This is a genomic window from Limnoraphis robusta BA-68 BA1 (assembly GCF_034932365.1).
GTDB lineage: Bacteria > Cyanobacteriota > Cyanobacteriia > Cyanobacteriales > Microcoleaceae > Capilliphycus > Capilliphycus robustus.
Window position 1 is genome coordinate 69,403 of record NZ_JAYGHR010000077.1, and the last position, 23,449, is coordinate 92,851.

27 protein-coding genes and 1 other RNA gene are annotated in these 23,449 nt (G+C 42.5%); 17 read left to right on the forward strand and 11 right to left on the reverse strand.

The annotated features are described in order from the left end of the window. Position 1 precedes the first annotated feature (1 nt). The 5 genes from VB836_RS22615 (at position 2) to VB836_RS22635 (ending at position 1,424) form a co-directional block, all read left to right on the forward strand. Complete coding sequence (locus VB836_RS22615; RefSeq protein WP_323222746.1) at positions 2–280, forward strand: hypothetical protein; 279 nt, start codon at positions 2–4, stop codon at positions 278–280. Next, a complete protein-coding gene (locus VB836_RS22620) occupies positions 277–690 on the forward strand; it encodes a type II toxin-antitoxin system VapC family toxin (protein ID WP_323222747.1) in 414 nt (137 codons plus the stop codon). The genes VB836_RS22615 and VB836_RS22620 overlap by 4 nt, the downstream gene beginning before the upstream one ends. A 155-nt stretch (positions 691–845) precedes the next feature. Further along, positions 846–1,073, forward strand: coding sequence for a type II toxin-antitoxin system HicB family antitoxin (locus tag VB836_RS22625; protein ID WP_046278162.1), 228 nt, complete (start codon positions 846–848; stop codon positions 1,071–1,073). Positions 1,074–1,108: 35 nt separating this feature from the next. Continuing rightward, positions 1,109–1,294: a type II toxin-antitoxin system HicA family toxin gene (locus VB836_RS22630; RefSeq protein ID WP_323222790.1), complete on the forward strand. Its 186-nt coding sequence runs from the start codon at positions 1,109–1,111 to the stop codon at positions 1,292–1,294. Further along, positions 1,287–1,424, forward strand: a complete 138-nt coding sequence (locus VB836_RS22635; protein WP_323222750.1) for a hypothetical protein — start codon at positions 1,287–1,289, stop codon at positions 1,422–1,424. The genes VB836_RS22630 and VB836_RS22635 overlap by 8 nt, the downstream gene beginning before the upstream one ends. 61 nt (positions 1,425–1,485) lie before the next feature. On the opposite strand, the gene VB836_RS22640 is transcribed toward VB836_RS22635, so the two are convergent. Then, positions 1,486–1,665 carry a hypothetical protein gene (locus VB836_RS22640; RefSeq protein ID WP_323222752.1) on the reverse strand — a complete coding sequence of 60 codons (180 nt, stop codon included), beginning with the start codon at positions 1,663–1,665 and terminating at the stop codon, positions 1,486–1,488. 57 nt (positions 1,666–1,722) lie between these two features. After that, positions 1,723–3,306, reverse strand: a complete 1,584-nt coding sequence (locus VB836_RS22645) for a GTPase family protein (protein ID WP_323222754.1) — start codon at positions 3,304–3,306, stop codon at positions 1,723–1,725. 199 nt (positions 3,307–3,505) lie between these two features. Here VB836_RS22645 and VB836_RS22650 point away from each other — a divergent pair, with 199 nt between their 5' ends. The 4 genes from VB836_RS22650 (at position 3,506) to ssrA (ending at position 6,912) form a co-directional block, all read left to right on the forward strand. Continuing rightward, the gene (locus VB836_RS22650) at positions 3,506–4,891 is read left to right on the forward strand and encodes an NB-ARC domain-containing protein (RefSeq protein WP_323222756.1); all 1,386 of its coding nucleotides are present in this window, start codon (positions 3,506–3,508) and stop codon (positions 4,889–4,891) included. Positions 4,892–5,176: 285 nt separating this feature from the next. Then, on the forward strand, positions 5,177–5,392 hold the full coding sequence (ndhO, locus tag VB836_RS22655) for an NAD(P)H-quinone oxidoreductase subunit O (protein ID WP_046278169.1): 216 nt from the start codon (positions 5,177–5,179) through the stop codon (positions 5,390–5,392). 96 nt (positions 5,393–5,488) lie between these two features. Beyond that, positions 5,489–6,472 (forward strand): malate dehydrogenase, encoded by a 984-nt coding sequence (mdh, locus tag VB836_RS22660; protein ID WP_323222758.1) that lies wholly within the window; start codon positions 5,489–5,491, stop codon positions 6,470–6,472. Between the two features lie 45 nt (positions 6,473–6,517). Next, positions 6,518–6,912, forward strand: a transfer-messenger RNA (tmRNA) gene (gene ssrA, locus VB836_RS22665). Positions 6,913–7,459: 547 nt separating this feature from the next. Here ssrA and VB836_RS22670 read toward each other — a convergent pair. Next, a complete protein-coding gene (locus VB836_RS22670; protein ID WP_046281907.1) occupies positions 7,460–7,657 on the reverse strand; it encodes a hypothetical protein in 198 nt (65 codons plus the stop codon). A 190-nt stretch (positions 7,658–7,847) separates the two neighbouring features. Between VB836_RS22670 and serS the strand changes: the two genes are divergently transcribed. Together serS and VB836_RS22680 are read left to right on the forward strand one after the other, a co-directional pair. Next, complete coding sequence (gene serS / locus VB836_RS22675) at positions 7,848–9,137, forward strand: serine--tRNA ligase (RefSeq protein ID WP_323222760.1); 1,290 nt, start codon at positions 7,848–7,850, stop codon at positions 9,135–9,137. 59 nt (positions 9,138–9,196) lie between these two features. Beyond that, a complete protein-coding gene (locus VB836_RS22680) occupies positions 9,197–9,598 on the forward strand; it encodes a Fur family transcriptional regulator (RefSeq protein ID WP_323222762.1) in 402 nt (133 codons plus the stop codon). A 2-nt stretch (positions 9,599–9,600) separates the two neighbouring features. Here the strand turns inward: VB836_RS22680 and VB836_RS22685 are convergent, their stop codons facing one another. After that, positions 9,601–11,133: a SagB/ThcOx family dehydrogenase gene (locus VB836_RS22685; protein ID WP_323222764.1), complete on the reverse strand. Its 1,533-nt coding sequence runs from the start codon at positions 11,131–11,133 to the stop codon at positions 9,601–9,603. A gap of 134 nt (positions 11,134–11,267) precedes the next feature. After that, complete coding sequence (locus VB836_RS22690; protein WP_323222766.1) at positions 11,268–12,050, reverse strand: cyclic nucleotide-binding domain-containing protein; 783 nt, start codon at positions 12,048–12,050, stop codon at positions 11,268–11,270. Positions 12,051–12,236: 186 nt separating this feature from the next. Between VB836_RS22690 and VB836_RS22695 the strand changes: the two genes are divergently transcribed. The 6 genes from VB836_RS22695 (at position 12,237) to VB836_RS22720 (ending at position 18,301) form a co-directional block, all read left to right on the forward strand. Further along, entirely contained in the window at positions 12,237–13,280 is a 1,044-nt protein-coding gene (locus tag VB836_RS22695) for a sulfate ABC transporter substrate-binding protein (protein WP_323222767.1), read from the forward strand. A gap of 146 nt (positions 13,281–13,426) precedes the next feature. Then, positions 13,427–14,293: a sulfate ABC transporter permease subunit CysT gene (gene cysT, locus VB836_RS22700; RefSeq protein WP_323222769.1), complete on the forward strand. Its 867-nt coding sequence runs from the start codon at positions 13,427–13,429 to the stop codon at positions 14,291–14,293. Positions 14,294–14,344: 51 nt separating this feature from the next. Next, a complete protein-coding gene (cysW, locus tag VB836_RS22705; RefSeq protein WP_323222771.1) occupies positions 14,345–15,199 on the forward strand; it encodes a sulfate ABC transporter permease subunit CysW in 855 nt (284 codons plus the stop codon). 49 nt (positions 15,200–15,248) lie between these two features. After that, complete coding sequence (locus VB836_RS22710; protein ID WP_046278907.1) at positions 15,249–16,292, forward strand: sulfate/molybdate ABC transporter ATP-binding protein; 1,044 nt, start codon at positions 15,249–15,251, stop codon at positions 16,290–16,292. 390 nt (positions 16,293–16,682) lie between these two features. Then, the gene (locus VB836_RS22715; protein ID WP_323222774.1) at positions 16,683–17,294 is read left to right on the forward strand and encodes a serine O-acetyltransferase; all 612 of its coding nucleotides are present in this window, start codon (positions 16,683–16,685) and stop codon (positions 17,292–17,294) included. A gap of 26 nt (positions 17,295–17,320) precedes the next feature. Next, a complete protein-coding gene (locus tag VB836_RS22720) occupies positions 17,321–18,301 on the forward strand; it encodes a glycosyltransferase family 2 protein (protein ID WP_323222775.1) in 981 nt (326 codons plus the stop codon). On the opposite strand, the gene VB836_RS22725 is transcribed toward VB836_RS22720, so the two are convergent. The 6 genes from VB836_RS22725 to VB836_RS22750 form a co-directional block, all read right to left on the reverse strand. Next, a complete protein-coding gene (locus VB836_RS22725) occupies positions 18,274–18,468 on the reverse strand; it encodes a hypothetical protein (protein WP_323222777.1) in 195 nt (64 codons plus the stop codon). The genes VB836_RS22720 and VB836_RS22725 overlap by 28 nt on opposite strands. Before the next feature lie 398 nt (positions 18,469–18,866). Then, positions 18,867–19,964: a transcriptional regulator gene (locus VB836_RS22730; RefSeq protein ID WP_323222779.1), complete on the reverse strand. Its 1,098-nt coding sequence runs from the start codon at positions 19,962–19,964 to the stop codon at positions 18,867–18,869. Between the two features lie 117 nt (positions 19,965–20,081). After that, a complete protein-coding gene (locus VB836_RS22735; RefSeq protein ID WP_046278912.1) occupies positions 20,082–21,089 on the reverse strand; it encodes a hypothetical protein in 1,008 nt (335 codons plus the stop codon). A 138-nt stretch (positions 21,090–21,227) separates the two neighbouring features. Then, the gene (locus tag VB836_RS22740) at positions 21,228–21,899 is read right to left on the reverse strand and encodes an Npun_F0813 family protein (RefSeq protein WP_046278913.1); all 672 of its coding nucleotides are present in this window, start codon (positions 21,897–21,899) and stop codon (positions 21,228–21,230) included. 55 nt (positions 21,900–21,954) lie between these two features. After that, positions 21,955–23,040: an RNA-guided endonuclease InsQ/TnpB family protein gene (locus VB836_RS22745; RefSeq protein WP_323222781.1), complete on the reverse strand. Its 1,086-nt coding sequence runs from the start codon at positions 23,038–23,040 to the stop codon at positions 21,955–21,957. After that, positions 23,012–23,266 (reverse strand): helix-turn-helix domain-containing protein, encoded by a 255-nt coding sequence (locus tag VB836_RS22750; protein ID WP_323222783.1) that lies wholly within the window; start codon positions 23,264–23,266, stop codon positions 23,012–23,014. Before VB836_RS22750 ends, VB836_RS22745 begins: the two co-directional genes overlap by 29 nt. Between the last annotated feature and the right edge of the window lie 183 nt (positions 23,267–23,449).

The window sequence follows — 23,449 nt, forward strand, 5'->3', positions numbered from 1 at the left end:
TATGGTTTCAAGCAAATTATTACAATTGGAACAGTTCATCGATGAATTATCGTTAGAAGATAAGCTTTGGTTGCTTGATAAAATATTTGAACAAGTGCGAGGAATTACTGATAATAAAAATGTGAGCAATGATCTGCAAAATATTGAATATGATGATACAGCAAAACCGATTTGGGAAATCGTTGTAGAAATCGGGGCAAAAATTCCCGAGTCTGAATGGGAAAAAGTACCAAGTGACTTGTCAAAAAACTTTGACCTGTATCAAGGTTTGGGAGAATGAAACGAGTTTTTGCGGATACAGGTTATTGGGTGGCTTTACTCAATCCCAGAGACGAATTACATCAAAAAGCGCTAGAGTTATCCCAAAAAATAGGTTTACTGTATATTATTACCAGTGAAATGGTTTTGGCAGAGGTGCTGAATGATTTTTCTAAAAGGGGCGACTTTTTTCGCCGGGGTGCTATCGAGTTAATTGAAAGTCTCTATAACCATCCTAATGTGACAGTTGTTCAGCAAAGTAGCAGTCAATTTAAAGAGGGGTTGCTGTTATATAAGCAAAGACCAGACAAAGAGTGGAGTATAACTGATTGCGTTTCTTTTAAGATTATGGAAGAATACGGTATAACAGAAGCTCTTGCCTACGATAAGCATTTTGAGCAGGCAGGTTTTATTCCTCTATTACGCGATTGATTTTAAGGTTTAGTGGCGATCGCATTTTGGGGAGGTATTAGAAATCGGGTTTCTCAATGACAAACAGCAAGATTTGATGATAATGCTATAATCCAAAGGAAACGGCTAGTTTGAACATTAAAGATAATATTTGACTCGAATATCAAGGATTCTTAATGAAACTAACTCAAAAACTAACCATAATTATTGAACCAGAGGGAGACGGATATGTGTCTTTATGTCCCGAATTGGATCTGGCGAGTCAAGGGGATACAGTGGAAGAAGCACGCTCTAATTTAATTGAAGCGCTAGAACTTTTTTTTGAGACTGCTGATGCTTCGGAAATAGAGCGACGTTTAAATCGTGAAGTTTTAGTCGAGTCAGTGGAGTTTAAAGTTGGGTAGGTTAAGGGTTTTATCTGAAGCGAGAAGTTTGCAAAATTTTAGAAGAACATGGTTTTGTTGAGGTCAGAGTTCGTGGGAGTCATATTATCATGCAATTGCGTCAAGAGGAATCAACGATTACCGTTCCAATTCCCAACTACAAGGAATTAAGGATTGGTACTTTGCAATCTATTATTCGTCAGTCCGGTTTACCTCGTTCTTTGTTTGAGGTCGATGAATGAATTAGCTTCAATTATAACACATTTTCGTTTCATTACCTGCCTTCCTCGTGCTACGCGATCGCATTTCGATAAAAAAAGTGCGATCGCTTACCATGTCGGGGGCGATCGCATTTGTAAGGATAAAACTTAATAAGTTAGAAGAGGAAAGCTCAAAAATACCTCTCACAGTTCCATTTTTGCAGAACTAGAAATCATCCAAAAAAGGATTTATATAAATGAACTATTTCTGAGATAGTCTTAACAATTCCCAAAACCAATTTAAGCCATTTTTGGAAGTTTTCTAAAGAACTTGAAAGCTTTTCTTTCTCTTGCTCGCTCTCTCGGGCTAATAATTGGCGTATTTTATTTTCTTCGTCTGGGGTTAAAGCCATATAGATCTCCTTAAATGTGTAAATTTTTTTGACTACTGAACAATATTTTTGTTTTTGTTACCGTTTGGGAACCGGATGATTTTTCAGCCATTTTGTAATCTTATTAATCATCTCGATGTCGTCTGCAAAATCTCTCGTATCTGCTTGCAAAATAAGCAAGACTAGATCACAAGAAGGGATTAGATCCTGATATTTTTTTTCATACTCTTGATCTTCCGCTTCGCTACGTCCATATCCAGGGAGATCGACTACAGTTAAGGCTCCACCTGTTGAGAGTGTAAATTCTTTAATCTGGGGTTTAGTCGTACCCACAGTTGTCGGACTTGTTTTCAACTCAGCGTTAAAGAGATTATTAATTGTCGTTGTTTTACCAACCCCAGATTTGCCAATCACTGCTACTTTGGGGGGTAATTTAGTTTCCTGTTGAATCTTATCCATGATTAACTTTAAGTTTGCTTCTGGGATAATTTTCTTGATTTCATCTAAAGTTTTGCTTTGGGAATCTACTTTTTCTTCAACACTGTTTGCCATCTTTCTACGCTCTTTATCGGCAAAAGCTTTGACTTCTGCGTCTGCTAATTCAAATGGATCGGCAGGCTTCACGTTATCCAGCTTGAACCCGGCATAAGCATTTTGGATAATTTTGGTCAGCAAGGGTATCAAATTATAACGCTTTGAAGCCGAGTAATATTCTATATTTGCCTCAGATATTTCTGTCTTTTGACTCAATTTTTTAATGATATCATTGCACCGACGTTTGATTTGCTCTTTTGCCTCTTTGGTAGGAGTATTTAAACGCTCGTCCCATCCGTTTGGAATCATTTTATCAACTTGGTTTAAACCAATAACAAGCCTAAGCGGTGTTTTGGGAGTTTGGGGAGGAAACAAGCTCAAAATCTTATCCAACATAATTTTTAATGGACTCCTTGTTAATTTTGTCTTTGCTAATATTTGTCTTTTCAGGTTATCTAATCCCCAACCATAAAAAGATGTGTACGGTAGGATCTGATTTTTATCAAAAGTGATTTTTCCATCGACTGCTCTCTGGAAAATGCCGTAAACATCGTCTATTTTTTCAGGAATTAGCCGAAGTTGGTCTTCCGAAGGTTCTCTTTTCTCGATATTAAATTGCTTTTCTCCTTCATAAACTGCCAAATAATCTATTTTATTCAGAGCTACGATTAGGAATAAAGACGGCTTAAATAATGGCTTTAACTTCTTCAAAAACATCTCGTCTCGTTTGTAAGCTCTCGTATCTGCTTGAGTTACCCATACTAAACAATCTGCTTTAGGTATCCATTTTTTGTAGTAAGCCATATAGTTTTTATCGTCAGTTAGACTCTCCCCAATTCCAGGCAGATCAACAATTCGGATTTGCTGATAGGGAAAATTGCCGTACTGAGAGGCATCTAAATCGACAAACTGAGGCTTTTTCGTACAAGCAACAGCATCATCAGTAGCCCAGTTGACTCCAAACAGAGCGTTAAGAGTGCTACTTTTTCCAACTCCAGTTTTGCCAAAAAACAAAACGGTTAGTCGATCCCTTCTAAGCCTATCTAAGTATTTGCCGATGATTTTTGTAACCATTTCAGACGAGTGAGAAAATTTAGATGGGCAATACCAAGCTGATAAAATTGCCATCTACTTTCTTATCTTGCCACCCAATTTTGATCCTGTCATTCTATAGGCGGTAACATTTAGTGGGGAATTTCTCCACCCTTTCAATTTCTATTTAGTGGCAAAAAGTGAGATTTTGTGAAAAAAGTGGCAAAAAGTGGCAAAAGGTTTGATACTATTAAGACGAAGCCTTAACTCGAACTGTAACCTCACCTGAGCCATAATGGATCTTCAAAAAGCTATCGACTGGACTGACGATCTGGTTTTTGCTAAAACTGGAAGACACCTTGACTCACTTCAAAGAGCCATATTAGAGGGAACTTGGCAAAATCAAACTTACCAGCAGGTCGCGGAGGATTATCATTGTACTAAAGACCATGCTAAAAGGGTAGCTTCGGAATTATGGCAACTTCTCTCGGAGTTATTGGAAGAAGATGTTAAAAAATCCAACTTGAAATCCCTATTAAAACGAATAGAATTTTCCAATATTTCAAATTTAGGTTCTGACTCCACACAAATTTTTGGTAATATTAATTTCTGTAGCGAACTTTACACCCACCCCAAAACAACAAAAAAGCGATCGCACACCAACAACAAAGAATCTCAACCTCGCCACGATCTCATCGACGCCCCGGAATATTATCGCCTCCACAACCGCACCAACGAACTCGCCACCCTCAAACAATGGATACTCAAAGAAAATAGCCGCATCGTCACCATAACCGGGTTATCAGGTATCGGAAAAACCACCCTCGCCAGAGAACTACTTGAACACATTAAAGATAATTTTGATCACATCCTATGGCGAAGTCATCGAAAATTCTCCACTCTCAACGCCTTAAAAACCCACTTAATTGAGTTTCTCGCCCCCCCTCCGCCCACTCAAAACCCATCTATTTTGAACTATTTGCGATCGCGAAGTTCTATCTTAGACTATTTGCGATCGCATCGTTATTTAATCATCCTCGACGACTTCCAAGAAACCTTAACCCCCGGTGAATTGGTGGGAAATTATCGCCCAGAATATACAAATTATGGTAAACTAATCAAAGAAATCACCCGTTCTGCTCACAACAGTTGTTTCCTTCTCCTGAGTTGGGAAATGCCGATTGAAATTGCGACATTAGAAACTGAAAACTGCTACTGCAAAACCCTACAACTTACTGGGTTAGGAGAGTCAGCAACCGAACTGTTAATGGCGAAAGAATTGACCGATGAAGCTCGATGGTTAGAACTGATTCATCTTTACAGTGGCAATCCGGCATGGTTAAATATTATTGTGTCTAGTATCCAAGATTTATTTAACGGCAGTGTGGCTCAATTTTTATCTTATTCTAGCCTATTTTTAGGAGACTTAGAACCAATATTACAAGAACATTATCGACGGTTATCTGAGTCGGAAAAATTGGTCATGCAGTGGTTAGCAAAGCAAGAGACAGCAGTTGATATTTCCAACAAACCCGCAGATTTTTTATCCGACTCAGATTTTTTGAGAGCAATACAATCTTTGAGAAAACGGAATTTAATCGAAAAAGCTTTGAACGAGAAAACATCTGGTTTTACGCTTCAACCCGTGATGAAAGAATATATAAAAAAATTTGTGTCTTAGTAATTGGCGGGTAGTGATCGATCACCCCAACAAATATTTTGACCAAGGTGCAACCGATGGCTTCGGCGATCGAGGCTTACCAAGCCTTTGACCAGCAGCGACAGGCGGGTTAGATGAAGGTGGAACTTGTACCGAGAGTGTGAACTACCTAAGAGACTAAAAAACCCGGTTTCTTTGAGAAACCGGGTTTTTGGCTTGTACCTCACCTTAAACTTTTCCCGACTGTTAAAATATTGGCTCAGAAACTCATAAAATTTGGAATAGACAAATTAGACTCAATTCACTATGCCCATCAAAAAAGGAAGTATGGTACACGCGATTCGGGAAAAACTCGAAAACAGCGTCGAAGCCCAAGCCAGCGACACCCGTTTTCCCTCATATATCTTTGAAACCAAAGGAGAAGTGATGGAAACGCGGGGAGACTGTGCATTAGTCAAATTTGGTCAAGTTCCCACGCCGAATATTTGGTTACGGATCGATCAGCTAGAGGATGCTAAGTAGAGAATAGGGGAATTAGGAAGACAAAATTGGGGATAATGGGTTTAGTTCCCCTTTCCTGATTCTCCGTTCTGTCTGCCCAAACGTTAAATGAGTAAAATGGATTCAACTCAGTTTTTCCCGCCGTCTTGTCATGCTACCCGTGTTTCGATTATTGGGGCGGGGAAAGTGGGGAGTACCCTCGCTCAGAGAATTGCAGAGGCTAATCTGGCAAATGTTGTGCTTTTGGATGTGGTTGAGGGTTTACCCCAAGGAATTGCCCTAGATTTGATGCAAGCAGGCGCAGTAGAATGTCACGATCGCGAAATTATTGGTACTAATGATTACGCAGATACAGCCGGATCTGATGTCGTGGTGATTACGGCTGGGCGTCCTCGTACACCGGGGATGGAACGTAGCGATTTAATTGCCATCAATACTAAAATTGTCGCTACTGCTATCAAACAAGCGATCACCTATTCTCCTGATGCCACATTTATTATCGTCACCAATCCTCTGGATGTAATGACTTATATTGCTTGGCAAGTCACTCAACTGCCGCCTTTCCGCATCATGGGTATGGCAGGAGTGTTAGACTCGGCAAGGTTCCAAACGTTTATTGCGATGGAGTTAAACGTGTCGGTGGCGGATGTTCATGCGACAGTATTGGGCAGTCATGGGGATTTGATGGTGCCTTTACCTCGCTATTCAACCGTTAACGGAATTCCGATTACAGAATTGATGTCCGCAGAAACGATTGATCGCTTAGTGAAACGCACTCGTCACGGGGGGGCGGAAATTGTCGGATTGTTAAAAACCGGAGGGGCTTACTATGCACCTGCTTCTTCTATCCGAATCATGGTTGAATCTATCTTATTAAACCGTTCTCGCTTGCTGCCGGTTTCGGCTTATCTTCAGGGAGAATACGGGCTAAAAGACATTTTTCTCGGGGTTCCCTGTTGGTTGGGGTGTCGGGGTGTAGAACGGGTCTTAGAGTTGAATTTAACGCCGAGTGAACAGGCGGCTGTGGCTGAGTGTGGGGAGTCCGTTCGTCAGGGAATTACCGAAGCCGATCAAGTTTTGGTGAGTTTGTCCCTGCTGTAGCTCTTGACAGTTAAACGATTATTATATATCATAATAGGTATGCAAGGGGCATTACTGGTTTCGACAGGATGACGAAAACTACCTTGTGATTCAGGTCGAGAGTAAGTCACCTCTCGTTAATACATGGCTTAAAAACAATAAGTGCAAACAACATTGTATCTTTCGCTCGTCCTCGTGTAGCAGTAGCTGCATAGGAAACAACCTCTTTTAGGTTTCGAGCTTCTATAGTTTGACTCCGTTAAGGACTGTAGAACTAACCCCCAACGGATGTTCTAGTGAGGTGCTTCTGGTCGCCGATCTAGCGAAAACTTTACCAGAATCCCTTACTATCTAGGGTTACAGATAGTTCCCGCTCTGAGGGTTAAAAGAGCTACACCTGTGAATGAGCAGGGAGCTAATACTCGTTCTGGACATGGGTTCGATTCCCATATGCTCCATACAAACATCTGTAGGAGCGGGTTCAGATAGATTTTAGATCTTCCCACCGTATTGTGGCACCCGCCTTTACCAAAAATTGCCGTAAAGCCCCTACCTTCAGGTATGGGGATATAAGGCTCTTTCTAATGCTATAATAACTCTACTGGCAGGGTATTCAACCAGTTGAAAAACCCAGCATCTAATCGATGCAATGAACCTTGAAAACTTAAGGTACGGGGTTCTTGCTCTGAATGCTTTGGCCATATAAAACCTTAAAGCACCAAGTACAGAGAATCAAGCATTTTTTTCTCAAGTACGGTAGGGCATACCGAAACTATCTCTGAAATGAGATGAACGACTGGGGAGACTCACCCCTCTGGAGTTGATTGGGAAACCAGTATGCTGTAAGGGTTGTCAATGAATCAGTAATCCAAAGCCGTGAGGCTTGGAGAATCCCCTTTCTTTAGAAATGGGGAGTATGTCAATCAACCAGCCCCTAAGAATATCAAAAAAAGTAGAGATAACGGACAGTAACCGTTATCCTATTTTTTTTGTAGAGGAAAATTTGAGCTATCGATGATAGCGAGTGGCGAGTTGAGAAGCTTGAGTCACAAAGGTGCGAGCCATTTCCTCTTGAGAATTGACAGAAGTAGATTGACTGGGCGATGAAGATAAATGCTTCCCAGAGACAGCGATCGCCAAAGCAACTAGAGCAATAATGGAGGTAAACTTAAACACCTGAACTCTCACTCGTTTGACTAATCTCATTCTAAACATGAGGATACTAGATTGTCGAGGTTAGGCTGCATCGACTTAACGCTTAACAGTCTAGCATAGGTGAGGGGTCTAACCCCTTGTTTGCTGGGGTGTCGGGTGTCGGGTTTGTGGTTGCGCTTTAGCAGTACAATCCAATAGAGGAGAGTAAAATAGCAACCGATCCAGCTTCGGGAACAAAGCCGTGTTAGACATCAAACAAATTCGGGAAAATCCACAGGCCATCCAAGATCGTTTAAAATTACGGGGAGACTACGATCTCCAACCGATTTTAGATCTTGATGAACAGCGACGTCAGCTAGAATATCAACGCATTCAACTCGAAACCCGGAGTAATGAAATAGGGAAGCAAGTTGGAGAGAAAATTAAAGGCGGAAGTGATCCGAAAGGCGCAGAAATTCAAGCGTTAAAAGATGAGGGTCAAAAAATCCGAGAAAGCTTGAGTGAACTGGAACCGAAAGAAAAGGAAATTTTAGCAGAAATAGAAGCATTATTACTCCCGATACCGAATTTACCGAGTGAGTCTACACCGCTTGGTAAAAGTGAACTAGAAAATGTCGAAGTGCGACGGTGGGGAGATGAATATATTAGCGAAAATCCTAATATTTTACCCCATTGGGAAATTGGAGAAAAGTTAGGGATTTTAAACTTTGAACGCGGGGTTAAAATTGCTCAAAGTCGGTTTGTTAGCTTGATAGGGGCGGGTGCGGCTTTGGAACGGGCGTTAATTCAGTTTATGCTGGATACACATACTTCAAATGGTTATGTTGAAGTGATGCCACCCTTATTGGTTAATAGTACATCTTTGCAGGGAACAGGTCAACTTCCGAAATTTGCTGAAGAAAGCTTTAAATGCAGCGATGATGATCTGTGGTTAATTCCAACTTCTGAAGTTCCTGTTGTTAATTTCTACAGAGATGAGATTTTAGACGCGGAACAATTGCCGATTTATCATTGTTCTTTTACCCCTTGTTTTCGCCGAGAAGCGGGGAGTTATGGAAAAGATACAAGGGGTTTAATTCGACTCCATCAGTTTAACAAAGTTGAACTGGTGAAATTAGTTAATCCTGAAACTTCCGAAGAAGAACATGAGAAATTAGTTCAAGATGCGGAAGGAATTTTACAGGGGTTGAAATTGCCTTATCGGGTGATCGAACTTTGTACGGGAGATTTGGGATTTTCGGCGGCAAAATGTTATGATATAGAAGTGTGGTTGCCGTCTTCGCAAACTTATCGGGAAATTTCTAGCTGTTCTAATGTGAGAGATTTTCAGCCCCGACGGGCGAATATTCGCTTTAAAGAAAGCAAGTCTGGAAAGAAAAAGAAGAAAACCGAATTTGTTCATGCGTTGAACGGTTCAGGACTGGCAATTGGTCGTACAATGGCAGCAGTTCTGGAAAACTATCAGCAACCCGATGGCAGTGTGAGAATTCCCGAAGCACTACAACCTTATCTCAAGCGTGAGGTGTTGTGAGATGTGGTCAAAGATTAAGATAGCCTAGAGAGAGGCATCCATTGAAATCTAAATTCCAGATGAACACTCGTCGCACTCGTAGCCAAGAGGTTATTTTAAATCAACTCAAAACCCAAAAGCAATCCGTTTCCGCCCAGGAACTTTACGCCGAGTTACGCAAAACTCAGCACAAAATGGGGTTAGCTACCGTTTATCGGGCGCTAGATACCTTGAAACGGGAAGGTTTAGTTCATGTGCGAACCCTACCCACAGGTGAGTCCGTCTATAGTTGTGTTCAACAAGACGAACATCACCTGACTTGTGTTGAATGTGGGCAATCTATTCCTCTGAATGAATGCCCGGTACATCATCTTGAAAGTTTATTACAACAGTCTCATAATTTCAAGATTTACTATCATACTTTGGAGTTTTTTGGACTTTGTGAACGCTGTTGTCATTCGGAAAAAATGGAGAAGTCCTAATTTTATCCGGGTCGTCCTAAAGTGGTAATATAAATCACAGCCTCATCGGTGGGAATTCCCAAGACTTCATTGACTTTATCATCGAAAAAGCCACCGATACCACTAACCCCTAACCGCAGATAAATGGCGGCTAAGTTCAAGCGTTGACCTAAATGACCTGCATCCATGTGAAGATAGCGGTAAGCGCGATCGCCATATTTAGCAACAGCTTTTTTCAAGTCAGCCGTGTGAAACAACACAACCCCCGCATCCCGTCCGAGTTCTTGTCCTAAACAGAGATAATGGAGTTCTCGGCGAAAATTCTTAAAGCGAATTTGCCGCAATTCTTGGGCAAGGGGTGCATAATAATAACATCCTTCTTCTAAACCGTTGACTCCTGAAACAGCAAGAAACGTCTCAATTAAACCTAAATCAAAAAAATCGGGAGAACCATTCAATCCTTGATTGATATAGTGATGGGGTTGGTAGGTAAAATCTAATAATGCCAAGAGTTCTTCTAATTTTAAATCACCCCCGCTATAACTGCGAGTTGAACGGCGTTTAAGAACCGTTTGATCTAATCCTTGGCAATTTTTTCCCCAATCTATTGAAGTTATAACGGTCGAGACTTTTGTACAAAACGGAAAATTGTATTTGTCTTCAATCTCTTCATTAATGGGGGTTTGAGTCCATCCTTGAGTTCCCGAGGTATCTGAGTCTAACTTCGTAGCATTATGCAGATAGGCTAACAGTTCACCCTCAGCCAGTTCAGGATAGTCCGTTTGGGTTTTAGAAGGTAAAGCCGTGCGTGTCGAGGGTAAATTTTGGTCAATTTCTAATAAATCCGCTAAAGCAATAACCGTAATGGCTCCTTCTCGGCTAGAATCTAAATACATCATCTGATTGAGTGGTTCATCAGCAAATCCGCCAATCAAATGGGGTCGATAATCATTCAGGGTACTGGCTAACTCAATATTACCGAGTAAATGACCTGTATCAAGAAAAATGCGACGATAGGCGCGATCTTGATACCGCCAAGCCGAACGATAAAATACAGCAGTAATGGCGATCGCTAAATGGGTATTTTCTAAAGCCGGATGCCAAAAACAAGCGGTTTGCAAATCTTGCCAAACTTGAGTATCCCAGAATTGAATTAATGAATGGGTTATAGGTTGATAATTATAAAGTCCTGGCGGTAAAAAAGTAGTCCCCCTGGAAATCATGTAAACCTCAGCCGGATACAGTCCCCCCGCAGAGGGTGAACTTCTCAGATAGTGAAACCCCTGCATGGTTGAGAGTTTCGCCGTTAAACCGTAGCTGTGCAGCAACAGGTGAGACAAACGTTGAGCTTCTTTCAGCTTGGGATCTTCTGATAAGGGTTCTGAGGTATCCCGAAGGTGGGGTCTGAGATCAAAGGTTTGGCCAATTTTATACTCTTTAAAAGGAGTGGGTTGTTGTTCCCAGTCGAGTTGCTGGCTTTTAGACGCAATGGTTTCTGGGTGGTATTTGGTTCGCTCGTGAAAGTGTTGAGCAATAGAGACTGGAGTTTCTGGCATAGGAGTCAACTGAACGCAACGTCAAGGACGAGAGATGGAAATGGGAATGATCTGATTTTAAAAGGGTTTCTTCTCTAGTCTAAACTCCGGGGCAGATTTATGATGATACCTGCGTAACTGTTCACTGGTCACTGTTAACGTAACGGCCACCAAGAGACTTTATCTCGGGTGGCGCCGTAGACTTCTTTTAAGCCTTCTGCATTGAGAACGTGTATCATATCCCCAGATTCATCATTAGATTTTCCAGACTCAATCAATTTCACCTTTTGCATTCCCTTCAACACTTGCTCAACGGTGCGGTGATTGAGTTGACAGGCGTGAGAAATGACATCAATGGGTAGGTCAAAGTTGTACACCCCTTCAGAGTTGGGTTGGCTTCCTAAGGCTCGTTCTTGATAGATGAGCGCTCGTAAGAGTGTAGCGACGGCTTGCGGGGGGTAAGAACTGCAATTGAGGAGATGATAGATAAATTTTTCTCGCAGTTCAAACAGTTGTTCATAGCGATCGCGTATCAGTTCGCTGTCATTATAGATCGCTTGCAAGGTTTCCAACGGAAATTTAATCACATCTGTGGTTTTGTAGGCTTCTACCAAACTGGGAAAAGCCCGTCCGACTCGTCCGTAACTAAAGGGTAGGTTTCGCATCCCAAAACAACCCCCAGGGTAAGTAATGGAAATCACCCGGTTTAACGGGGTGCTACGGGTAATGACAAAACCACTCTCCAAAATTAAGTACAGCACATCTCCAGAGACATTGGGGCGAAAAGCCGTATAAACGGGGCGGTTCGAGTACAGCTTATCCATTGTCAGGTCTTTGGGGAGATAGTTGGCTAACCAGTCTGTATCGAGTTCTCGAAACAGATAGTTATATTTAATCAACCGTTCAGCCAGACTGGGTTCTGACTTCTTTGCTGCCATAGCCGCAAGCCTTGAGTGTAAGTGTGTCTTATCTGTTATGGAACCTTACTTCCGCCACAATGTAAAGCTTTTGCAAATTGTATTCAAAATGTATTGAATTTTATTTTGACTACAGATATGATTAATTTAAGATAAAAGCAAAACTCAAGCTCAATCTAAAAACAACACAATTCCAGGAGAATCAGAATGAATCCTTCGCCCCTATCCCGTATCGGACTATTACTATCAGCAGCCGCCCTCAGCAGTGTATTAGCCGCTTGCTCATCCGGCGATAGCGCTCAACAACAAGGCGAGAAAAGACTGACCCTCGTCTCCTATGCTGTGACCCAAAGTGCTTACGAAAAAATCATTCCCCAGTTCGTTGCCGAGTGGGAAGCTAAAACAGGCGAAAAGGTTGTCTTTGACCAAAGCTATGGGGGTTCAGGTTCTCAAGCCCGAGCGGTGATTGATGGTTTAAACGCGGATGTAGTGGCGTTAGCGCTGGCTCTCGATACCCAAAAAATTGAAGAAGCAGGACTCATCCAACCGGGTTGGGAACAGGAACTCCCGAATGACTCTATCGCTCACAAGTCCGTTGTTGCTTTCGTACTTCGGGATCAAAATATTAACGTCAAAACTTGGGCAGACTTAGCCCGTGATGATGTTTCATTAATTACTGCAAACCCAAAAACTTCGGGGGGTGCAAGATGGAACTTTATGGCATTTTGGGGGGTAATTACTCAAGCAGGCGGTAGCGAACAACAAGCCCAGGACTTCGTGCAGAAAGTCTATCAACGAGTTCCCGTTCTTCCCCGAGATGCGAGGGCGGCGAGTGATGTTTTCTATAAACAAGGTCAAGGCGATGTGCTAATTAACTACGAAAATGAAGTGATTTTAGCGGCACAAAAAGGTGATTCTCAACCTTACATTGTTCCCACAGATTACAACATTTCGATTGATAACCCGGTCGCCGTTGTTGATGCAAATGTCGATAAAAAAGGAACCCGAGAAGTCGCTGAAGCTTTTGTTCAATATTTGTATACTCCCCAAGCCCAACGAGAATTTGCGAAAGTCGGTTTTCGTCCCGTTGACCCTCAAATTGAAGCCGAATTTGCCGCTCAATATCCCAAAATTAAAAACCTATTTACCGCCAAAGATTTAGGCGGTTGGAATGCTGTACAAACCCAATTTTTTGCGGATGGTGCAATTTTTGATAATATTCAAGCCCAAATTGCTCAATCGAGGGAATAGGCAAAAGGCAAAAGGCAAAAGGCAAAAGGGAATAGGCAAAAGACAAGAGTTTTGGGTTTGTTCATCCTTGTGAACACAGAGTCGTTTATTGAGGTCTGGGTGCTGAATTTGATTTTAGGTTTACTCCATCAGAATATTATACAGCTATGATTCATTCAAGTCAACGGTTTTCAACCCATTTATTTAGCCGCATTGTTTACCCCAACTTAGAGCGAATTTCTTTGCCTTGGACGGTAACAATTCTATCTTTAGTCTTGCTGTTATTGTTACCGATTACAGCATTACTGAGCAAATCTTTTTCGATTGGATTTAGTGAGTTTTGGCGCATTGCAACGACACCTGTTGCGATGTCGGCTTATAACGTTACTTTTGTCACGGCTTTATTCGCAGGTTCAATTAATGGTGTGATGGGAACGTTAGTGGCTTGGGTATTAGTTCGTTATGATTTTCCTGGTAAAAAAATCGTTGATGCGGCGGTAGATTTACCCTTTGCACTCCCAACATCTGTAGCGGGTTTAGTGTTAGCAACCCTTTACGGGCCACAAGGTTGGATCGGACAATTTTTTGCTCCTTTTGGGATTAAAATTGCCTTCACTCGTTTAGGGGTATTTGTGGCGATGATGTTTATTTCTTTGCCGTTTGTTGTGAGAACGTTACAACCTGTTTTGCAAGAGATGGAACCGGAAATTGAACAAGCAGCCTGGAGTTTAGGGGCAACACCTTTGCAAACCTTTACTCGCGTATTATTGCCTCCTTTAATCCCTTCAATTTTAACCGGAGTTGCTTTAGGATTTGCTCGGGCTGTGGGTGAATATGGTTCTGTTGTGATTGTTTCTTCTGCGATTCCGTTTAAAGATTTAATTGCACCTGTGCTAATTTTTCAACGCTTAGAACAGTTCGATTATGAAGGAGCGGCTGTGATTGGAACGGTATTGTTACTGGTTTCATTAGTGATGTTATTTGCTATCAATAGTTTACAACGATGGGGGCAACGTTACGCAATTAAATCATAAATTTTAAATGATTTAAGCGGTTAATTTTTTCTCAATAACACACATAAAATCATGCTGAATCTAGTCAAAACAGAGACTTACTCAATTCAAGGTATCCGTAAAATCCCGATACAAGCTGTATTAATTGCCATTGCATTAGTCTATTTAGCACTCATCTTGTTTATTCCTGCTGTTGCCGTTTTTTATGAAGCGTTTCATAAGGGAATTGGTCAGTTTCTTACGGCTGCAAGTGGTCGAGAATTTATCCATGCAGCACAAATGACGCTGATTATTGCGGCGATAGTTGTTCCCTTCTGTACAATATTCGGAACTTGTGCCGCTTTGGTATTAGCTAGAAACAACTTTCCGGGACGAACGCTATTAATTAGTATCCTTGATTTACCTTTTGCTATTTCTCCTGTTGTTGCTGGATTAATGATTGTTTTGTTGTATGGAAGTAACGGTTGGTTTGCTCCTGTACTCAAGGCATTAAACATTCAAGTCTTGTTTTCACTACCTGGAATGGTGATGGCTACATTATTTGTAACTTTGCCCTTTGTCGCCCGAGAAGTGCTTCCGGTTTTAGAAGAAATCGGCACTGAACAAGAAGAAGCAGCACACACTTTAGGCGCTAATGAATGGCAAACATTCTGGCGAGTTACCCTTCCGAATATTAAATGGGGATTACTTTACGGAGTGTTGTTAACAAATGCCCGAGCGATGGGTGAATTTGGTGCGGTTGCTGTGGTTTCTGGCTTGATTTCTGGTCGCACATTAACGTTGCCTTCTTTTGTCGAACAAGCCCACAAAAATTATCAAGATGAAGCCGCATTTGGTGCCGCAGCCGTTTTAGCCCTCTTAGCAGCAGTAACATTAGTTCTGAAAGAGATTTTAGAACGTCGTACAGCTCGGAAAATGAGTGCATAGAAATTTCGATCCTTGTTCTAAATCTGTTCTTTAATTGGAGGAAAAAGCGATGAGTATTATCATTCAAAACGTTTCTAAAAATTTTGGTAACTTCCAAGCCCTGCACAACATCAACTTAGAAATCAAAACCGGAAGCTTAGTGGCTTTATTAGGGCCGTCAGGTTCAGGAAAATCGACCTTATTACGAACCATTGCAGGTTTAGAAACAGCCGATATCGGCAACATTATTATCAATGGTCAAAATACCACCCATCTTGATGTCCGTCAGCGTAATATTGGCTTTGTCTTCCAACACTACGCCCTGTTTAAACATCTCACCGTTCGTCAAAATATTGCTTTCGGTTTAGAAATTCGCAAACAGCGTCCGGCTTTTATTAAATATCGAGTTGAAGAATTACTGCGGTTAATTCAATTAGAAGGACTCGGAAACCGTTATCCCGCACAACTATCTGGGGGTCAACGTCAACGGGTGGCTTTAGCCCGTGCCTTAGCGGTTCAACCGGAAGTATTATTATTAGATGAACCGTTTGGGGCGCTCGATGCAAAAGTGCGTCAAGAGTTGCGAACTTGGTTGCGTCATTTGCATGATGAAGTTCATGTCACCAGTGTATTTGTGACTCACGACCAAGAAGAAGCGATGGCGGTTGCTGATGAAATTGTGGTGATGAATCAAGGTAAAATTGAACAAGTGGGAACCCCCGCAGACATTTATGACCGTCCAGCAACTCCCTTTGTGATGAATTTTATCGGGGCGGTTAATGTGGTTCCAACCCATGTCTCTTTGGTTGCGGAACACGCCCGAGAAGCCTTACCTGCACATCTGTTTATTCGTCCTCACGATATCGAGATGTTACCTTTTCCTGCTACCGGAACAACTGCTGCTCATATTAAACGCATTACCCATTTAGGTTCGGAAGTTCAAATTGATTTAATCTTAGCGGATGAACATCAGCTTGTCGCTCACCTCACTCGCGAACAATTTACCCAACTGAACTTTAAAAAAGATCAGAAAGTGTTTATTAAACCGAAGCGGGGTTATCGAGGCGATACTTGTGAACTTTTGTTAGAAAATAGACTCGCACGAAAAGCTTAGATACCTGTATCGAAAGGGTGGCATTGTTCACCCTACTGTTCTATCGAGTTTACACCCAATCCTGATAATAGATACCCTTTTGTCGAGAGGTTTGGTAGCAGTCCATACAGAATTATGAAAATTTATAAAGAAGGTTCAACAAGCAGGATTTTGTATGATGTATAACTTCTATTCATTGAGTTTGACCCGTTGAAAATAGAAGTACCTTGGCTGGTTTTTTGAAATTGATGCCAAATTGGCAAGCTTTATTCAAAAAGTTTGTTACTCTACATTTATCAAACAACTGTTTAGCTGTAGTATCAGGAATGTCTACTTGGGTTAAAAATGTAGATTAAAAAAAACAACTTATACAAGTTGTTGCCTTTCTTAACACTTGAGGATAAACTGACAATGGTCATACAATCACCGTCTTTCAATTCTAACTTCAATTCCGATAGCTCTGAGGCTGATTATACTTCACCTGAAAATATAGGATTGTGGCAACAAATTCGTGAAGATTGGATGGTTCACCAACGAGATTGGACAAGACCCGGATTTCGCGCCGTAGCGGTAGCGCGGTTTGGACAGTGGAGAATGACCGTTAAATCTAAACTATTACGAGCGCCTTTAACTATTCTCTATCGGTCTTTATTTCGCCATGTTCGTAATGTTTATGGCATTGAATTACCCTACACCGTAGAACTCGGACGGCGTGTAATTATTGAACATCAAGGCGCGATTGTGGTTCATGGTTATAGTAAAATAGGGGATGACTGCATTATTCGTCAAGGTGTAACGATTGGAAATCGCTATTTAGACCGTCCTTTAGAGGCTCCAAAACTGGGTAAACGAGTTAATATTGGTGCAGGCGCAAAAATTCTGGGTGATGTAACGATTGGCGATGATGTTTGTGTTGGGGCTAATGCAGTTGTATTGTCTGATGTGCCTGCGGGTGCTACAGTGGTGGGGATTCCCGCTAAAATTATCCGCAGCAAAAAATCTGATTTACAAACCCTTGTGTAGTTAAACAATCGCTTTTAAACTGTTGTATGAATCTACTGGTTGTCATTCTGAATTATCGCACTCCCACACTAACGATTAACTGTTTGCGATCGCTCGTTCTGGAAGTTCAATCTCAGCCGAATATTCAGGTTGTAGCAGTAGATAACTGTTCAGGCGACGGTTCAGTTGCTCAAATTCAAGCCGCAATTAAAGCGGAAGGGTGGGGAGAATGGGCTTCACTTTTACCCTTAGATCACAATGGCGGATATGCCTTTGGTAATAATGCCGCAATTCGTCCGGCTTTACAATCGTCAGATCCGCCAGATTTTGTGTGGTTACTGAACCCGGATACAGAAGTTCGTCGGGGTGCAATGCAACCCTTAATAGACTTTCTTCAGACGCATCCCCAAGTGGGAATTGTGGGAAGTCGCCTCGAACATCCAAATGGAACTCCCCAACGTTCGGCTTTTCGCTTTCAAACCCTGATGAGTCAATTTGAAGGGGGCTTGCGATTAGGATTAGTCTCAAAACTGTTAGCGCGTTGGATGGTTGCGCCTCCGGTGTCTAACTCCCCTTGTGCGACAGACTGGATACCAGGTGCGAGTATGATGGTACGGCGTGAAGTCTTTGAACAAGCGGGTTTACTCGATGAAGGGTATTTTCTGTATTACGAAGACGAGGATTTTTGTTTGCAAGCCAAACGTGCAGGCTGGAGTTGTTGGTATGAACCCCAAAGTCGGGTGGTTCATTTAGTTGGGCAGAGTTCGGGGATTACAGACACTAAAATTACCCCGAAGCGTCGCCCTCAATATTGGTTTGATGCACGACATCGTTACTACGTGAAAAACTACGGATGGCTGTATGCAGCCCTTGTTGATGGGGCGTGGATTGTTAGTTTAACCCTGTGGCGCTGGCGTCGAACCCTGGAACGTAAACCCATTCTTGATCCCCCTCGTTTTCTGTTTGATTCGATTCGTAATAGTGTATTTTTGTACTCGTTTCAAAATGCGAAACCTGGAAAATCTTGATTTAACAATTCTAAATTGTTGCTATCGACTGCACCAGCGATTTCCCTAGCACGCAGGTTCTCAGCATCAATAAGCTCATAGATTGCAATATTCGGGCGATATTGAGGGTAATCGTCTTTCCAGCGCGACTCCAACCTAGTATCCGTGCCTCGGATATTGTTTTCCATATTTTGCTTTTGCTGAGGTGATCAATCAATTGCATTGGAAGAAAACCAAGTTTGACGATGTGCTGATATCCACTGTGCATTAGCATGATGATTACTATAGCAGTCCGTTCTGAGTTGTGTGTCATATCTTCTTGCAAAAGGCAAAAGGCAAGAGGCAAAAGGCAATCTTGGAAAGTCGTTACAGACTTTTTATCAGCTTTTAGATTTCTCACAAATCATTTCTGATTGCTATATATAACCGTTGCATTAGGCTAGACTTACCAGTGCCGTTGGCACCAAGAATAAACAAGATTCCTGGCACGTTGATTCTTGGTTTGGTTCACCTGTAGGTCGAGAAATCGTCAAATCGAAGGTCACAATTGCGTTACCATTTAGACTTTAATCATTACCATTAAAAGTTAAAATCGATAGACCTGACCATCAATTAAGAGTCGAGTAATTCCCTTCGCTTGTAAACAAGGCGCCGCTTTTTGCAACAAACGACTATCAGGAACTTTAAATACTCGTTGATTTCGGGCTGAAAAACGACTCGCGACTCGATGATTATCAAACACAGGTAAGGTTTTTTCGTGAATTTCATCAGCCGGAATTTGCCCTAACTCGCTAAACGCTTTTAAAGGTTTAGCAACCAATTCAGCCGCCCGATCAATCACGAGATAGCAAATTTTTGGAAGTTCTGCTTCCGCCAATGGTAAGATTTTAACTAGACCCGCCATTGAAAGAGGAGAAGTGAAGAACTTTTCTCGTTCTTCGTCATCTGAATAGTCTTCTAAATCATCCTCATCTTCATCCTCATCAGGGTCAAACTCGCTATATTCTTCTCGCAAAAAGTCCTCAGCGATCAGTTTAATATTAGCTGAAGTTGAATCTGAGGAATAGTTGGATTGTTCGTCTCCTGACTTGAGAATCGGCTTAGGAGTTGTCACGGTATCTACTTCTAAATCAACTTCTGATGATTCTGACAACTCAACGTTCTCGCTAGCTGAAGAGCGTTTACGTCGCCGCTTAGTCACGGGGAAAGAGTCAAGTAGAGAAGACACTTCTCGATACTCAGGTTCGGAATATTCAGATTCGGAATATTCAGATTCGGAATATTCAGATTCGGAATATTCAGGTTCGGAATATTCAGGTTCGGAATATTCAGGTTCGGAATATTCAGGTTCGGAATATTCAGGTTCGGAATATTCAGGTTCGGAATATTCAGGTTCGGAATATTCAGGTTCTGGATACTCAAGTTCAAGCATGGGGGTGAATATTGATTCTTCAAGTTCCTCAGCATTGCGCGTCGAGCGTTTACCTGTTCGATGCAGGCGTTGTTTCTGCTGAGTCAGAGTCTCATAAGTATCCTTGGGAATGGCACTTTGAAGAACACGTCTGACGGTTGAACTACTTACTCCATAGCGATCAGCCAGAGTAATGGTTGTCTCCTCTGGCATCTGTTGGTACAACTTAACAATTTCCTGTTTTTCAGCGTCAGATAATTTGGAGGATGACATTCGATTTTGGGTTTGAGATCTTAGATAGAGGATCGGAAAGTAACTGTTGAGAGAGTGAGCGATAATCGCGAGAACTCAGTTCCTCATCATAAATCACCTGCTCACCAGTTACCTATTTTAGCTTTTCGCACTGCCGCGTTTGCCGCGTCTACTCTGACGAGAACGGGTGGAAATGTCATATTCTAAAACAGCACCAATCGCGAATAAAATTCCAGTAAACACAAAAAACACTTCTAATAATCCGCCACTTTCATATTCTCCTTCGCCGCGAACATCTGCCCACTTAAAGTACATATCAGCCACGTAGAGGGAAAAGGTAGCAAATGCAATCATTCGCCAAGATTGAGAAAAACGTCCACCCCAAAATGCCAAAATTAGGGCAGTCGCCAAAATCAACAGAAAAACATCACCAATAATGTAAAACAGATTCACCCCGGTTGCTAGGGGCTGTAGTTTTTCATCTAAAGTGACGATCCAAGCGGGCGCTGTCGTTTCTTCGTCCACTTCTGGGGCTGAGATCACCGAAGTCTCTGGCGAAGAAGGGGTAGCGGGTTCTAGGGCGACTTGTTCGATAGCAGGTGTTTCTGGGGAACCAATCAGCCCAAAAAAGGAAGGATCAGCCACCCAAACGGCTAAGGCTGTCCCCGCGACTGCAACTCCGGTGATCGCCGCCCATTGCCAAATTTCTAAATTCAACCGCTTGGAGGTGACAGCAAGAACCATCCCCCACCCCAAGAAGAAGTAACTCAAGACATAAAAGAAATCAGCTAGTGAAACATCTGGATCTAAGTTCCAAACCAACTCCCACAATCCAAACAGCACACCTGAAATGAAATAGAATAAACATCCTAAACCAAAACCTAACCAAACATTTCGTCCGCTCACCATTTGGGGACTTTGCCAGTTGCGGTAACAAACCAATGCTGCCACCAGAAAAGCACCCAGTTCAAACACATAGGTACCAATCGAGTACCAGAGTGGTAGCTCCTCTCCTTCAGGGGTTACACTAAACAGCAGAAAGAACAATAATGCCAGTACAGCCCAGACGATACCGAAAATGACCAGATTCTGAGCCGATAGCATTGAGGATATAGACAGTGATTTTTGGTGTGAAGTGCTACTCATAGGGATAAAATAACAGGCAATTTAACGGGAAAGACTCTGATTTGATGCCCCATCAGTCGCCAAAACCGACTTTTTAGTGGCGTCTATTGTTCAGCGTCCCATATCGGGGACATACAGCCTAGAATTTCTCAACATTCCTTAACCTATTGCCCACAGCTTACCAACAGAAGATTGATTTAGCCAACCGATAAAGTTAGCCCGATCTTCGTTTGTCAATTCTTCAAGCACTTCATCCATTCCCTCGGCGAAGCTGGTATTGCCAAAATAGTTTTTGGCAAGCTGATAAAGTTCCTCTAACAAAGTGTTGAGATGATGTTCCTGCCAGGGGGGAATCTGAAGATCGTCAAGAGGGTCTCTTGTCAGTAAGGTTTTCACCGCTTCTTGAGTTTCCGTTTGGGGAAACTTGGCTTTGTGAAAAATTTGTGCTAAATCTTTTTCAAAAGAGCCAGCTTGTCTAGAGCCTAGCAAGTCTTCCACGTCGAAGTAAACGGCTTGCAAAACCAGCAAACACGCGCTTATCAGTGCAGATTGCTTACTATCGCTGGTATTCAAACCATCGCCAATCAGTTGATCGGGGCGAACTTTGCCCCAAACGCTATAGCGATCTGGCTCTTCGAGCAGTACACAAGCTTTGCCTCGGTTATCCGTCAGATCTCGCCAGAAGGCTTTTGCTTCATCGGATTGCTGGGCGGTGAACACTTTCATAAGGCGAAAACTCTGTCCCTGATAATTCAAAATGGGAATTTGCAGATCCCGATTTGGGTGTTGAATGGTTTTAATTTCAACATCCTGCCGTTTCAGAATAAACATGACACTCTGACCTACTCCTGGATCGGGCTGGAGGCTGTGTCTGTCATTGTAGTCTCTAACACTGACCTCCGACTAGAAGCATAATTACGGGGATTCCAGCTTCATCCCAGAATAACATGAGTGACATACTCCCGACGCTGACCGCGCTTGCGGTACAGCCCGGGCTTCTCTTCCGAGCCTTAGCTGGTTGAGCGTTTTTGAGTAAGCCGATGTCCAAGCCTACTTTTTTGATGAGAATTGCCGCATTGGTATCCCGGTCGAGTTCTGTCCCGCAATGTGGGCAAGAATGCCATCGGTCAGACAACTCTTTCGGAACACGATTCAGGCAGTTTGAGCAATGCTGAGAAGTTCCTTTGGGGTTAACCTTGACAACTCTCCGACCAGCTTTTTCAGCTTTGAAGGCGAGGATATCAACGAATTGACTCCAACCTGCGTCAGCAATACTCTTATTGATCCCTGACTTTGCAGATTGCCCGTTCGGAAGAAACTTCCCAGTTTTATCTTTCTTGGGTTTAGCGCGTCTGGTCATATTTTTCACGCTTAGATCCTCAACAAACACCACATCGGCTTTCTTGAGAATTTTTTGCGCTGTTTCGTAGTGAAACTGTTTGCGTTGCCGTGCAATCTTTTGATGCAATCTAGCAACCTTGCGAACTAGCAGTTTTCGGGGGCGACTACCTTTGTTGGCAGTCGATACCTTTTGCTGCAATCGTGCAAGCTTTTCTTCTGACTTTCTGAAGTGCTGAGGAATTGGCTCGAATTCCCCGTCTGAATCAGCCAGAAAGTTTTCTAGTCCCAAATCAATACCGATGGAGTTATCCCAAGTCCGATCAACATCTGAAGTAATTTCGGGAACTGAAACATCTTCGAGTGTCAGCGTAATGTACCAGCCATCGGACTTTTGACTGATAATTGCTGTCTTCACCGCAAATCCATCAGGTAGTGGACGATGCCAAATGACTTTCACCGCTCCAATTTTGGGAAGCTCGATTCTGTTTCCATCAATCCAATCAATCGAAGCTTGGGGATACGTCAATGAGCGATAGCGGTTCTTGCTCTTGAATCGTGGCTTACCGCTTCGATTTCCGTTGCTGTCTCCTTTGAGATAGCGGTCAAATGCCAGCTTGACTCGCTTTACCATGTCCTGAAGCACTTGTGAGTGGAATGTCCTTGTACCACGGTCTGTCTTGCTTCAGTGACACCAGAGAGCGTTTCTGACTATAGTAATCAGGCTGGTCTTTCAGTTCAGGCAAATAACAGACCAGAGGGCAAGCATTGACCGGAGAGCGATTTTCTTCCCACCATTGAAACCGCTCTGCCAACATCCAGTTATATTGCAATCGCAACATATCGAGCCATCGACTCATCGTGGCGCGTTGCTTAGAAGTTGGCAGTAGGCGGAATTGGTAGGCAATTCGCATCATTGACATCCTCTCCGCCGTAAACGACGGAGATTCCAAACATCACTGTTTGGGTTTCCTCTTTCTATGAGTTGACTTACTCAACTGGGTTTCCCCACTTAAGCAGAGATCAGTCTCTCGGGAGGCGTT